The organism is Plantactinospora sp. DSM 117369 (assembly GCF_053764795.1).
The window spans coordinates 1,241,425-1,254,809 of record NZ_CM132446.1; the positions used below are offsets into that span (position 1 = coordinate 1,241,425).

Genomic DNA, 13,385 nt, shown 5'->3' on the forward strand with positions numbered 1-13,385 from the left:
AGGCCGCCGGAGCACCGGTGGCCGGGTCCGCCCCGACCGCCGCCGGAGCACCGGTGGCCGGGTCGGCCCCGGCCCCGGTCGTGCTGGTGGCACATGGCAGTGGCGATCCCCGGGCCGCCCGAGCCACCGAGGCGCTGACCCGGGCGGTGGCGGCGGCCCGGCCCGGTCTGCTGGTCCGGGCCAGCTATCTCGACCACGGCCCACCCCGACCCGGTGCGGTACTGGCCGAGCTGGAGGCGGCCGGGCACCGGCAGGCCGTACTGGTGCCGCTGCTGTTGACGGCCGCGTACCACGGCCGGGTCGACATCCCCGGTGCTGTCGAGGCGGCCCGGGAGGCGGGGCTGCGCATGCCGGTGCGTACCGCCGAGGTGCTCGGCCCGACCGCGCGGGGGGTCGACCCACGGCTGCTCGCCGGGCTGCTGCGCCGGCTCACCGAGGCCGTCGACCCGGGATACCCGGACGGCGTCGTCGACGCGTCCGCGCTCCGCGAGGGCGGGGTCGACGGCGTGGTGCTGGCTGCCGCCGGTACCCGGGACGCCGCCGCCCGGGACACCGTCGGAGAGGTGGCCGAGGCGCTCGGTCGCGTGACGGGGCTACCGACCCGGGTCGGCTACGCCTCCGCGGCCCCACCGACGGCCGGTACGGCGGTCTGCGCACTCCGGGAGGCCGGCGCCCGACGGGTGGCGGTGGCCACGTACTTCCTGGCTCCGGGCCGGCTCTGCGAGGCGGCCCTGGCATCGGCTCGGGAGGCCGGTGCGGTGCTCCTGGCCGCCCCGCTGGGCGACGCACCGGAACTCGTCCAGCTCGTGCTCGGGCGGCTGGACGCGGCGCTGGCCGCTGACCCTCGGTAACCGTCGCCGCTGTTGCGCGGCGACCTCGGGCGAGTGACGCAGAGTAGTTGCCCGCCGCAACGTACCGTAGTCGTCGGCGTCCGGCGCTGCCGTCCGGCGCGGCACGGGGTCCCGGCGGCGTTCCGACCGGCCAGCCCCGGCGCCGGTAATCGTCGTCGGAATCGCGGTCGACGGATGGGAATCGTCTTCGGATTCGGCGTCGGCGAATTGATCAGCGGAATGTCGTCGATCCACTATCCATCGTCACGACAACAGCAGAACGCGTTCCAGGAACAACAGAACGTGTTAACGCCGAACAGCAGAACGCCCCGGGGAACGAGCCCCAGGGCGTCCGATGCGTAGTGCGGTCGGTCAGGCAGAGTGAGCGCGCAGGACCCGAAGGCCGCCACGGCGCTTGACGGCGCGCCGCTCCTCTTCGCTCATTCCGCCCCAGACTCCGGCGTCCTGACCGGATTCGAGCGCCCACTGCAGGCACTCGTCGGTCACGGAGCAACGCCGGCAGACGGCCTTGGCCTGCTCGACCTGCAGGACGGCCGGACCGGACGTTCCGATCGGAAAGAACAGCTCCGGGTCTTCGTCGCGGCAGGCAGCATGGTGGCGCCAGTCCATGGCGGCAACACTCCTCAATCTGGGTGGGCGGCAGTGCTTCGTGGATCTTTCCTATATGCGTCCGCGGTGTCGATCGCGACGGTGTGGAACCCATCGGTTCGGCAGCGCGAGAGCAGGCTTTGTGTTGTGGGACCCGCGGGGCGGCGGTCGTTGGTCGAACGCGCCCACGCAATGTCCCGGTAACTCAAGTTCGCTTGTGAATACTTTCACGAACTCCCGCGATGTCAAGGGTAGCGCCCGGAAAAACTCTGGGCAGGTGAGACAGGTCACGGCCCATATGTCCGGATTTCCGCCCTCGCCGGCACCCGGTGCGCCACAGCCGAGAATCAATATAGTACAGTCCGCCCAACATTGCTGGCATTTCCGGCACCGCCCTCGTTGGAGGCTTCAGAGGTTCGCTACCGGTCGCAGTACCCCAGGCTCAGCAGATTACTCGCAGTGCCGCCGGGACGGACGTGAATCGGACTTTGTTTCGCTCGCCGAGGTAGTCGCCGTCTAGCTGGAACGCCTGGGGCTGCTCCGCGACCAGGGTGAACTCCTCCAGGTCGTGCAGCCGCAGGATCTGCCGGCCACGCGGATCCGGCCGCCGGGACAGGCTCTGGGTCACCATCCGGGTGGTGCTCGGTACCCGCAGCCGACGCAGCGCCAACACGTCCAGGCCCAGGTCGAACGAGGCGTCCGGATTCGGGTTGACCTCGCGGTCCCCGACGTACGTCCAGGGTGCGGTGTTCTGGATGACCACGGTGGCCAGCTCACCCTCGGTGATCTCGCCCGGCTGCTCCAGCCGGATCGCCGGGTGCCGCCGCTCCGCCCCGACGAGGTACTGGCTGACGATCGAGCGCAGGTACAGGCTCGGGGTGGAGACCCGGCCCCGCCGGCGGGCCCGCTCCACCCGGTGGATCACCGCCGCGTCCATGCCCAGCCCCGCGCAGAAGGTGAAGTACCGGTCGTCGGCGAGACCGAGACCGATGGTGCGGACCCGCCCCACCCGCAGCGCCTCCAGGATCACGCTGGTCGCCTCCGGCCACTCCCGGGGCAGCCCCAACGCCCGGGCGAAGACGTTGGTCGAGCCGCCCGGTACGGCCGCGAGCGCGGGGAGTTGCCCGGCCGGTGGCCGGTCGTCGGCGGCGTGCGAGGGGCCGGCGGTCATCAGGCCGTTGACCACCTCGTTGACGGTGCCGTCGCCACCGAGCGTCACGACCAGCTCGACGCCCTGCCGGGCGGCCTCCCGGGCCAGCGCGACCGCGTGCCCGCGCCGCCGGGTGTACTCGACGGTGAGGTCCACCTCGCTGCGGAGCGCGCGGACGAGAACGTCCCGGCCCCGGCCCGTCGTGGTGGTGGCCTTGGGATTGACCACCAGGATGGCCCGCATGGGCGGCACTGTACCGCGAGCCGCCGGGGTATCGTGGCGGCCGTGACGAGGGACCCCGAACCGGCACCCGGCCCGCTGCGCTGGGCCGTGTGGCTGCTGCGCGCCGAGGGGGTCGGGCTGGCCCTGTTGACGCTCTTCCTGATCTACGAGCTGTTCACCGCTACCGCGACCGACCTGCTCTCCGCGCTCCTGGTCACTCTCTTCGCGGCGGGCGGCGCGGTGCTGCTCTGGGTGATCGGCACCGCGCTGGATCGGCGCCGACCGGCCGCCCGGGCACCGGCGATCGTGTTGCAGCTCATGTTGCTGCCGGTCGGCTACTTCATGATCCTGGGCGGGCTGGCCTGGCTGGGCGGGCCGCTGATCGCGCTCGGTCTGCTGGTCGTCGGCCTGCTGATCAGCACCGCCACCAACCGGGCGCTCGGCTTCGACACCGAACGGGCCTGACCGGGAGACCCGAACCGACCGGGTTCAGACCTCGGCGGCGCGTCGGGTCAGCAGCGTGATGGTGGCCCGGTCGCCGGTCGCGACCGCCCTGGCGGAGGTGGTCAGGGCGGTCAGCACCTTCCAGGCGAACGACGACTCCGCCGGCAGCCGTGCTCCCCGGGCGGTGGGCACCGAGACCTCGACGGTGAGCGCGTCGTCGGTGACCGAGAAGCGGCAGTCCAACTCGGCGTCCCGGGTGGTGACGGCCAGCAGCATGGCGCACGCCTCGTCGACGGCGATGCGCAGATCCTCGATCTCGTCGAGGGCGAAGTGCAGGCGGGCGGCGAGGCCGGCGGTCGCGGTCCGCAGTACCCCGAGGAAACCACCGTCGGCGGGCACGGTGAGCAGGACGACGTCGTCGCCGGTCGTCGGCGGTGTGCTCAGCGAAGTCACCAGGCCAGTCCCCCCGTCTCGGACTCTACCGGGCCGTCGCGCCGACGTGCCGGCCGGATCCGTGGATCCAGCCGGCACGTCGCCGGCAACGTCCCGCCGGGCCGGTGGCCGGCGGGGTGGTGGTACTCACGCCTGCTTGGTCTCCCAGAAGATCTTCGCGATCTCGTCGATCTTCTGCAGCAGCTCGTCGGCCTTGGACCCGTCGGTCGTGGCCTTGGTGCCCCCGCCGCCACCGGCGAGCTTGGTGGCCTCGTTGAACAGCTGGTGCAACTGCGGGTACTTCTCGAAGTGCGGGGGCTTGAAGTAGTCGGTCCAGAGCACCCACAGGTGGTGCTTGACCAGCTCGGAGCGCTGCTCCTTGATGATCAGCGCCCGGGTGCGGAACTCGGGGTCGGTGTTCGCCGCGTACTTCTCGTCGATCGCCTTGATCGACTCGGCCTCGATCCGGGCCTGCGCCGGGTCGTAGACGCCGCAGGGCAGGTCGCAGTGGGCGTGCACGACAGTTCGTGGTGTAAGGATGCGTGGAAGTCGCATGGGACCCTCCAAGGCACGTCTGTGATGATCCAGGATGACAGTACTCCTGCGATATGTCCCCGAAGGGGTGGAGGTGAAACTCGGTGTCCACCAGCCCCTCCACCGGCCCTTCCGCGGCCGGTGGCCGCTCCGGCGCACCGGTGTTCGCCGTACTCGTGGTCGGGCCGTCGATGGTGCCGACGCTGCGGCACGGCGACGCGCTGCTGGTCCGGCGCGGCGGTCGCGCCGTCCGCGCCGGTGACATGGTGGTCGGAGTCTTCCGCACCCGACCGGACCTGCTGGTGGTCAAACGCGCGGTACGCCCGCTCGACGGTGGCTGGGAGCTGCACGGCGACAACCCGCTGGTGACCGACGACTCCCGGGCGTACGGCGTGGCCGACGTCCTGGGCCGGGTGGTGGCGCGCTACTGGCCGCGCCCGAAGTGGTTCTATTACCGCTCGGTATGACCCTGCGGGGCAACCGTCGTCCCGAACGCCACTATGCTCTGTAGTCCATACCCGGGTGACCCCCGCACCGCTGCCGGCGATCGCCGATCTCGCGTCCAGCCGGCCGCCTCTCGAATGGAATGCATCGTCGCGATCCTTGGAGTCACCATGTCATCCGCCGCCGCCGTGGACCCGTCCGATCCCGCCTTCCAACTGCACCGGGGCGGCAAGCTGGCGGTCGCCCCGACCGTGCCGCTGGCCACGCGGGAGGACCTCTCCCTCGCGTACACCCCGGGGGTGGCCCGGGTCTGCGAGGCGATCGCCGCCGACCCCGCCCTGGCCGACGACTACACCTGGGTCTCCCGCACCGTCGCGGTGGTCACCGACGGCTCGGCCGTGCTGGGGCTGGGCAACATCGGGCCGCGTGCGGCGATGCCGGTGATGGAGGGCAAGGCGGTGCTCTTCAAGCAGTTCGGCGGGGTGGACGCCGTGCCGATCTGTCTGGACACCCAGGACGTCGACGAGATCGTCGCGGTGGTGACGGCGCTGGCTCCGTCGTTCGGCGGCATCAACCTCGAGGACATCAGCGCGCCCCGGTGCTTCGAGATCGAGCGCCGGCTGGACGAGGCGCTGCCGATCCCCGTCTTCCACGACGACCAGCACGGCACCGCCGTCGTGGTGCTCGCCGCGCTGCGTAACGCCACGACGCTGCTCAACCGCAAGCTCGGCGACCTGCGGGTGGTGGTCAGCGGTGCCGGTGCGGCCGGCGTCGCGGTGACCAAGATGCTGGCGGCCGGCGGGGTGAACCCGGCCGAGGTGGTGGTCTGCGACTCCCGGGGCATCCTGCACGGCGGCCGGCCGGACCTGACCCCGTCAAAGGCCGAGCTGGCCGAGCTGACCAACGCCGCCGGCCGGGTCGGCGGGATCACCGAGGCGTTGCGCGACGCCGACGTGCTGATCGGGGTCTCAGGTGGACAGATCCCCGAGGACGCGGTGGCGGGGATGGCGCCGGGCGGTGCCGTCTTCGCGCTGGCCAACCCGACGCCCGAGGTGCACCCCGAGGTGGCCGCCCGGTACGCGGCCGTGGTGGCGACCGGCCGCAGCGACTATCCGAACCAGATCAACAACGTGCTTGCCTTCCCGGGCATCTTCCAGGGCGCGCTGGCGGCTCGGGCGACCCGGATCACCGAGGGCATGAAGGTGGCGGCGGCGGACGCGATCGCCGCCGTCGCGGTCGAAGCGGCGTGGTCGGACGGGACGCACCAGGCCGGCTCCGAGGCCGGACAGCTCCGGGTCGACGCCATCGTGCCCTCGCCGCTCGACCCCCGGGTCGCGCCGGCGGTGGCCGAAGCGGTGGCGGAGGCGGCCCGTCGCGACGGCGTGGCCCGGGCCTGACGGGTCGACGCCGGGGGTCGGTGTCCTGCGCCGGGCCGGTGGTTCGGCGGAGAGCGGCGGTTATCGACCGGGTGTAACGTGTCGATCATGCGTGCCGCCTACGCCTCGACGTTCGATGCCGACGATCCGCTCGCCGCGTTGGTCGTCGGGGATCGGCCCGAGCCGGCCCATCCGGAGCCGGACTGGGTGACCGTGGAGGTGCGGGCCAGCTCGCTCAACCACCACGACGTCTGGTCGCTGCGCGGGGTCGGGCTGGCGGCCGACCGGCTGCCGATGATCCTCGGCTGCGACGCCGCGGGTGTCGACCCTGGCGGCAACGACGTCGTGATCTACCCGGTGATCCCGGATCCGGCCGACCCCCGTGGACTGTCGCTGCTCTCCGAGCGGCATCCCGGCACGCTCGCCGAGCGGGTCGCGGTGCCCCGCGCCAACCTGGTGCCCAAGCCGTCCGGGCTCTCCTTCGCCGAGGCGGCCTGCCTGCCCACGGCCTGGCTGACCGCGTACCGGATGCTCACCACCCGGGGACGGGTGGACGCCGGGGAGTCGGTGCTGGTGCAGGGGGCCGGCGGCGGCGTGGCGACCGCCGCCGTGATGCTCGCGGTGGCGCTCGGCAAGCGGGTGTACGCGACCAGCCGTCACCCGGGCAAGCGGGAGCGGATCGCTGCGCTGGGCGCGACCGCGCTGGAACCGGGGGCCCGGTTGCCGGAGCGGGTGGACGTGGTGATCGAGACGGTCGGCGCCGCGACCTTCGACCACTCGCTGAAGTCGGCCGCCCCGGGCGCCCGGATCGTCGTCTCCGGCGCGACGGCGGGGTACGAGCCGCCGCTGAACCTCCGCCGGGTCTTCGCGATGCAGTTGGAGATCCTCGGCTCGACCATGGGCACTCCGGCGGAGCTGGCCGAACTGCTCGGGCTGCTGGTGCGGCGGGGGATCCGGCCGGTGATCGACGGGACGTACCCGTTCGCCGAGGCCCGTACGGCCTTCGCCCGGCTGCTCTCCGGGGACGTCTTCGGCAAGGTGGTGCTGGAGCACACCGCGTAGCGGGGCGACCGGTGCCCGCCCTGAGCTGCCGTGATCACGACTCGAACACGCGCGGTGACAGGATTTGAAAATCCGGACGTTTTGCCCGGGTCCAAAGCGGACAGCCGGGCAGGATAAGTCCAACGCAATGCACCGGAAAGTCGGGGTAAAGCCTGACTTTAGGAAAAATAAAGGTTGGGTTTTCGCCCTTTCCTTCGCGTCTCCGTCCGCTTGGGGTCGGCGGGTACAGTCGTCCCGTTCCGCCCCTCTGATCGCGGACGAATCTGTACGGCGAAGGAGTCGGATCTTGATGAGTTTCTCTGTGGCGGGTCAGCACAATCGACAAAGACCGCCATCCCGTCGCGTCCCTGGGCGCGGCTGGCGTACCCCGCGATCTCTGGTGGTGGGTTCGGCCACGTTGGGGATCATCCTCGCCGGGATCGGCGTGGCCGTCGCCAGCAGCGGCGACGGGTCGATGACCATTACCCGGGACGGGACCATGCTGGACGGTCGCAAGATCAATGGGTACGTGCACATCAAGGCGGACAACGTCACGATCAGAAATAGCACGATCAAGTACGGCGGAGCGCACGCCGTACGGATTTTCGACGGCTTCACCGGGGCGCTGGTCGAGAACACCAGAATCCAGTGCACCCGGCCCGAGACGAATGGCCTCGTCTTCGGCAACTACACGGCCCGCAAGGTGCGCGTCTCCGGATGCAAGAACGGTTTCATGCACTCGCCGGAAGCGCCCGCGACGATCATAATGTCGACCTGGAACGGGAAGCCAGTCGCCGCCGGCGACCTGCCGTCGGCCACCCGTCCGGAGCCGACCCCCGACCCCACGACCCCGGCGCCCGGGGACTCACCGGACGAGCCGGATCCGGCCGCCGCGGCGACCATGACCAGGGCGCCGGCCAGCCGGGCACCCTCCTCCTTCCCTGGCCCCGACAACACCGGTGTGCCGGCCGGCACCAAGCTCCGGGCCTCGGGTTCGATCAAGGTCACCCAGGACGGTCAGGTGCTCAGCGGGCTGAACATCACCGGCTGCGTGACCGTCACCGCCAAGAACGTCGTAATCCGGAAATCCCGGATCACCTGTGATGGGATCTATTCGATTCGTACGATCGACGCCGTCAACCTGCTGGTGGAGGACGTCGAGATCAATGGCAAGGGAAAGAACTCGGCAGCGGTCTGTTGTGGCGAATACACGCTGCGCCGGGTCGACATCAGCAACGTCATCGACGGGCCCCGGCTCGGCAGTGACGTGGTTGTCGAGGATTCCTGGATCCACCATCTGACCCGCGGGCCCGGATCGCACAACGACACGCTCCAGACCACCGGTGCCTCGAATATCGTGGTCCGGGGCAATACGCTGGAGGCGTACAACCCGGTGACCAGAGATCCGTTCAACGCCTGCCTCATGATCGGATCGACCACCGGGCCGATCGTCTCGAATCTCGTCTTCGAGGGCAATTACTGTAACGGTGGAAACTATTCCATCGGTGTGCGTACCGATCTCAATGCCGCCAACATCCGATTGAGCGGCAATGTCTTCGGGCGAAACTACCGATATGGCGTGATAGCCCGACCCGACCAGCGCGGCATCAGTTGGGATCGGGCGACCAACCTCTACGCGGACAACCGGAGGCCGGTGGTGGGCTAGCCCCATCCCTCGCGGGCGCGGCCGGTCGGGCCAGGACCGGCCGCGCCCGGCCGGCGGTAGCGGGCACTCGGGACGAGTTCAGAGCCGCTCGTCGAGGGTGGCCAGCCCGCCCTGGGCCGCCTGGGTCGGCAGCCGCCGCAGCGCCCGACCGTCGCCGTAGAGGGTCCAGCGGAGGAACTCGATGGTGGTGCCGGCGACCACGTCGAGGGCCTGCTCGTCGCTGCCGAGCAGCGCGCCGACGTGGTCGCCGTCCGGCAGCGTCAGCATCGCCTTGGGCCAGGGGACCCGGTCGTACGCCGCCTTGCCGGCCCGGTACGACACCACGTCGTCGCGCTGCCCGTGCACGAAGAGCTGGGGCGCGGCCGTCCCAGTGAACGCGGTGCCGACGCCGAGAGCGGTGCCGGCGAGCACGATCCCGGCGTCGAGCCGGACGTCCCGCCCCGCCGTGAAGAGCCCGATGGTGGTGACGCCGCCCGCCGAGTGCCCGGCCGCGGCCACCCGGTCGACGGCGAGATGGCCGCGCAGCGGGTCACCGGCCTTGCCATCCAGCGCGAGCACCCGGGTCAGCACGTACGACGCGTCGGCCGGCTGGTTGACCACGTCGAGCACCTGGAGTTCGGACGCGCCCCGGCTGGTGTGCGGATAGGCCGGCGCCACCACCACGAAGCCCGCCGCCGACCAGCGCACCAGCAGCGTCCGGTAGTCCGACGGCCGGCCGGTCAGGCCGTGGCTGAACAGCACCACCGGAAACCGTCCGTCGGCGACCCTGGCACCCCGGTCCGGGGAGCCGCCCGGCGCGCCGTCGGCCGGATACCAGACGGTGACCGGGAGCCTGCGGTCACCGCCCCGGTTGTAGCTCAGCTCCCGTACGCCGACCGCGAATCGACGGTTCGGTGCGGCGCCGACCAGCGGCGGGCTGGCCGGGGCGGTGACGTCCGGAGTCGGGCTTCCCGGCGGAGCGGGCCGTTCGGCGACCGGGCGGCCGGAGCCGGCGGAGCAGCCGGCCAGGGTCGCGGCCAGAGCCGTGCTGACGGTCGCGGTGGCGAGCGCGGCACGGAGGGGATGTCGGGGCATGGCATCGATTCTGCCTCGCCCGCCGACCGGTCGAGCCGTCCTCGGCCGGCGGCGCCAGGGTCGCCGACCGCCCGGTGTACGCGGTGAGCCGCTGCAACCACCCTGCGGACCGCCGTGGCCGCCGGGGCCGCCGGGGAAGCCGGGGCGGGTGTGCCGGGCTGTTCGGGTAGGGAAGGGTTCGCCTCAGTCGAGACGGTCGGCGAAGACGGTGATGCCGGGTGCTGTGGCGCCGGTCGGGAGGTCACGCCGGGCCCGGGCGTCGCCGTAGAGCGTCCAGCGCAGGAACTCCGTCGTCGCGGTCAGGGTCTGGGTGAAGCCGCGCCGGCCCGGGACGAGGTATTCGCCGTGCCCCTGGCCGCGCACCGTGAGGAACGCCTTGGGCCACGGCACCCGGCGGAAGGCGTCCCGACCCCGGGTCACCGGTACGACGCGGTCGGCGTCGCCGTGCACGAAGAGCAGCGGTGCCGGCGGCCCGCCGAAGGTGGCTCCGGGCATCCCGGCGCCGCCGATCACGATGCCGCCGCGCAGCCACTCCGAGTGCCCCGGCGCGAACAGCCCGGCGGTGGTGTAGCCACCGGCGGAGTGTCCCACCGCGCCGATCCGGGTCACCGCCAGATGACCGGAGAACCGGTCGCCGGAGACCTGATCGAGCCGGCTGACGTACTGGATCACCCGCCAGGCGTCACCCGGCTGCCGGCGGATGTCGTTGCGGTCGAACCGGCGCGCCGCGCGTTTGGTGTGCGGATAGGCGGGGGCGGCGACCACGAAGCCGGCCGAGGCCCACCGGGTGGTCAGCGGGGCGTGCAGCTCGGGCAGGCTGTGCAGGCCGTGGCTGAACAGCACGATCGGAAACCGGCCGGCCGCGACCGGGGCGTCCCGGCGGGGCACCGTCGGCTTGGCGGCGGGACTGGCGGGCCGGTCGTCCCGGGCCGGGTACCAGACGGTGACCGGGAGCGGGCGGGCGGTGCCGCGACCGAGATCGAGCGTACGCACGCCGACCGCGTACGTCCGATTCGGGGCTGAACCGGGCATTGCCGCGGGAGCCGGAGCGGCGACCACCCACCCGCTGGCGGTGAGCGCGATCGGCAGTAACAGGGCGAAGAGCCCCGCGACCTTGGGGTTCACGCGCACAGCATCGACGCTAGACGGCGGAACGCCGTACGAGGCCAGCTTTCCGGTCCTCGTACGGCGGCCACCCGGACGGTTTGTCCCGCCGTCCGCCCCCGATCCGGGTTGCCCGGCAACCCGTCCCCCCGCTTCGACGTCTCAGCGCGTCGGCAACCCGACCCCGGTGGGCCCGCCCGGCGGGGCCTCGTCTGGCGAGAGCCGGGGCAGCCAGCCCAGCCACCGGGGCAGGTACCAGTTCCGCTCCCCGAGCAGCACCATCACCGAGGGCAGCAGTACCGCCCGGACGATGGTCGCGTCGATCAGCACCGCGATCGCCAGGCCGAAACCGAGTTCCTTCATCGACACCACCGTCCCGGTGGTGAAGAGGGCGAAGACCGCGACCATCACCACGGCGGCGCTGGTGATCACCCCGGCGGTACCCCGGATGCCCCGGGAGACCGCCAGCTTGCTCGGCCAGCCCCGGTCGTGCCCCTCCCGGATCCGGCTGAGCACGAAGACGTGGTAGTCCATCGACAACCCGAACAGGATCACGAAGAGGAACAGCGGTACCCAGTTGGTGATCGAGCCCACCGACTCGAAGCCGAGCAGCGCCTCGCCCCAGCCGTGCTGGAAGACCAGCACCAGCAGCCCGTACGCGGCGGCCACCGAGAGCAGGTTGAGCACGATCGCGGTCACCGCCACCACCAGGGACCGGAACGACACCAGCATCAGCAGGAACGCCAGCCCCAGCACGAACCCGAAGACCAGCGGCACGCTGCGGCCCAGCGCCGCGTTGAAGTCGACCGAGTCGGCGGCCAGACCGGTCACCAGTACCTCCGCACCGTCCACGCCCTGCACGGTGCGCGGGATGACCTGTTCGCGCAGGGTGCGTACCGCCCGCTCGGAGACGGCGTCGACGCCGGAGCCGGAGAGTCCCACCTTGACCACCGCGACGGTCCGGTCCGGGTTGACCTCGACGGTGACCGGCTCGTGCAGTTGGCCGGTGGCCAGCGCCCGGGTCTTCAGGTTGTCGATCGCGGCGGTCAGGGCCGGGGTGGTCACGTCGTCCGCCCTGATCGCCACCACCGCCGGTTCGGCGCCGCCGGGGAAGGCGGCCTTGACCCGGAGGAAGGCGCTCAGCGCCGGGGCCGGGTTCTTCAGCGCGGTGATGTCCTCCTCGGCGGTCCGCATCCCGAGCAGCGGCACGGCCAGGGTCAGCAGGGTGGCGGCGGCCAGCACGGCGGAGAACCCGGGCCGGCGCAGCACCACGCCCATGGTCGTGCGCCAGAACCGGCCGCTCGACTGCCGGCGGTAGAGCCCGGGTACCCGGCCCAGGTCGATCCGGTCGCCGAGCTTGCTCAGCACCGCCGGCAGTACGGTGAGCGCCCCGACGGCGGCGGTGGCCACCACCAGGATCGTGCCGGTCGCCAGGCTGATGAAGGTGGTGTCCTGAGTCAGGAACATCCCGGACATCGCGATGATCACGGTCAGCGCCGAGATCAGCACCGACCGGCCAGAGGTGGCGGCGGCGATCGCGAGCGCCTGCTCCGGGTCGGCGCCCCGGGCCCGCTCCTCACGCTCCCGACGCAGGTAGAACAGGCAGTAGTCCACCCCGACCGCGAGCCCCATCAGCAGCATCAGGTGCATCGTGGTGTCGACCGCCGGAGCGAACCGGCTGGCCACGGCGAGCAGCCCGAGCGAGCCCAGGAACGCGGTCAGGGCCAGCCCCATCGGCAGTACGGCGGCGAGCAGCGCCCCGAACGCCACGATCAGGATGCCCAGCGTCACCGGGATGGAGAGCATCGACAGCCGGTGCATGTCGGCGTCCAGGGTCTTGCCGATCGCCTCGCCGATGCTGGCCCCGCCGGTCTGCGCCACGTACAGCTCGGGATGGTCGCGTTGCACGGCGGCGACCGCGTCGCGTACCGGTCCGACCCGGTCGGCGGCGTCGTCGGCCGGTCCGGTCAGCGCGAAGGTGACCAGTACGGCGTGCCGGTCGCCGGAGACCGCGTCCGACCGGACGTCCAGCACCTGGCCGGTGCCCTCGACGGCGGCGACCGTGTCGGTGACCGCGGCCCGGAAGGCGGGATCCTCCGCGACCAGGCGGTCGCTTTCGATGAGTACCATCTCGGCGGCCCGGTCGGGGAAGCCGGCGGCGGCGATGATCTCGTCTGCCCGGCGGGAGTCGCCGTGCCCGGACTCGCTGCTCTTCGCCTCGACGGTGCCGATGACGGCGCTGAGCGCGGTCGCCGCAATCACGAACAGCAGCCACCCGAGGACGGCCATGCCCCGGTGCCGGGCGCTCCAGCCGGCGATTCTCGCGGCCAGGTTGCCCTTGCGAGAGGTCGCCGGGCCGGCGTCGGAGCCGGTGGCCGGCGGCGGCAGAATGGTCGACGTGGTCATGCACCGACGCTATGAGCCGCACCGATCCGGTTCGATCCGGCGAGCACCCTGGT

13 protein-coding genes are annotated in these 13,385 nt (G+C 71.8%); 6 read left to right on the forward strand and 7 right to left on the reverse strand.

The window, feature by feature from the left end:
• Nucleotides 1-53 precede the first annotated feature (53 nt).
• Nucleotides 54-851, forward strand: coding sequence for a sirohydrochlorin chelatase (locus tag ACSMXO_RS05710; protein ID WP_455419180.1), 798 nt, complete (start codon nucleotides 54-56; stop codon nucleotides 849-851).
• A 351-nt stretch (nucleotides 852-1,202) separates the two neighbouring features.
• Here ACSMXO_RS05710 and ACSMXO_RS05715 read toward each other — a convergent pair whose 3' ends face one another.
• Nucleotides 1,203-1,460 (reverse strand): WhiB family transcriptional regulator, encoded by a 258-nt coding sequence (locus ACSMXO_RS05715; RefSeq protein WP_130464821.1) that lies wholly within the window; start codon nucleotides 1,458-1,460, stop codon nucleotides 1,203-1,205.
• Nucleotides 1,461-1,881: 421 nt separating this feature from the next.
• On the reverse strand, nucleotides 1,882-2,832 hold the full coding sequence (locus tag ACSMXO_RS05720) for a diacylglycerol/lipid kinase family protein (RefSeq protein ID WP_455416936.1): 951 nt from the start codon (nucleotides 2,830-2,832) through the stop codon (nucleotides 1,882-1,884).
• Nucleotides 2,833-2,874: 42 nt separating this feature from the next.
• Between ACSMXO_RS05720 and ACSMXO_RS05725 the strand changes: the two genes are divergently transcribed.
• Nucleotides 2,875-3,276: a hypothetical protein gene (locus tag ACSMXO_RS05725; RefSeq protein ID WP_346261672.1), complete on the forward strand. Its 402-nt coding sequence runs from the start codon at nucleotides 2,875-2,877 to the stop codon at nucleotides 3,274-3,276.
• A gap of 24 nt (nucleotides 3,277-3,300) precedes the next feature.
• Here the strand turns inward: ACSMXO_RS05725 and ACSMXO_RS05730 are convergent, their stop codons facing one another.
• A complete protein-coding gene (locus tag ACSMXO_RS05730) occupies nucleotides 3,301-3,708 on the reverse strand; it encodes an ATP-binding protein (RefSeq protein ID WP_346261671.1) in 408 nt (135 codons plus the stop codon).
• A gap of 126 nt (nucleotides 3,709-3,834) precedes the next feature.
• A complete protein-coding gene (gene sodN / locus ACSMXO_RS05735; protein ID WP_455416937.1) occupies nucleotides 3,835-4,242 on the reverse strand; it encodes a superoxide dismutase, Ni in 408 nt (135 codons plus the stop codon).
• Between the two features lie 140 nt (nucleotides 4,243-4,382).
• Between sodN and ACSMXO_RS05740 the strand changes: the two genes are divergently transcribed.
• The 4 genes from ACSMXO_RS05740 (at nucleotide 4,383) to ACSMXO_RS05755 (ending at nucleotide 8,748) form a co-directional block, all read left to right on the forward strand.
• Nucleotides 4,383-4,688, forward strand: coding sequence for a S24/S26 family peptidase (locus ACSMXO_RS05740; protein ID WP_455419181.1), 306 nt, complete (start codon nucleotides 4,383-4,385; stop codon nucleotides 4,686-4,688).
• A gap of 147 nt (nucleotides 4,689-4,835) precedes the next feature.
• A complete protein-coding gene (locus ACSMXO_RS05745) occupies nucleotides 4,836-6,062 on the forward strand; it encodes an NAD(P)-dependent malic enzyme (protein ID WP_455416938.1) in 1,227 nt (408 codons plus the stop codon).
• Between the two features lie 78 nt (nucleotides 6,063-6,140).
• Entirely contained in the window at nucleotides 6,141-7,103 is a 963-nt protein-coding gene (locus ACSMXO_RS05750) for a zinc-binding dehydrogenase (RefSeq protein ID WP_455416939.1), read from the forward strand.
• Nucleotides 7,104-7,500: 397 nt separating this feature from the next.
• Nucleotides 7,501-8,748 carry a hypothetical protein gene (locus tag ACSMXO_RS05755; protein ID WP_455416940.1) on the forward strand — a complete coding sequence of 416 codons (1,248 nt, stop codon included), beginning with the start codon at nucleotides 7,501-7,503 and terminating at the stop codon, nucleotides 8,746-8,748.
• Between the two features lie 78 nt (nucleotides 8,749-8,826).
• Here the strand turns inward: ACSMXO_RS05755 and ACSMXO_RS05760 are convergent, their stop codons facing one another.
• The 3 genes from ACSMXO_RS05760 to ACSMXO_RS05770 all read right to left on the reverse strand — a co-directional run bounded on the left by ACSMXO_RS05760 (nucleotide 8,827) and on the right by ACSMXO_RS05770 (nucleotide 13,332).
• Nucleotides 8,827-9,822 (reverse strand): alpha/beta hydrolase family protein, encoded by a 996-nt coding sequence (locus ACSMXO_RS05760; RefSeq protein ID WP_455416941.1) that lies wholly within the window; start codon nucleotides 9,820-9,822, stop codon nucleotides 8,827-8,829.
• 183 nt (nucleotides 9,823-10,005) lie between these two features.
• Nucleotides 10,006-10,953: an alpha/beta hydrolase family protein gene (locus ACSMXO_RS05765; protein ID WP_455416942.1), complete on the reverse strand. Its 948-nt coding sequence runs from the start codon at nucleotides 10,951-10,953 to the stop codon at nucleotides 10,006-10,008.
• Nucleotides 10,954-11,088: 135 nt separating this feature from the next.
• The gene (locus ACSMXO_RS05770; RefSeq protein WP_455416943.1) at nucleotides 11,089-13,332 is read right to left on the reverse strand and encodes an MMPL family transporter; all 2,244 of its coding nucleotides are present in this window, start codon (nucleotides 13,330-13,332) and stop codon (nucleotides 11,089-11,091) included.
• Nucleotides 13,333-13,385: the final 53 nt, after the last annotated feature.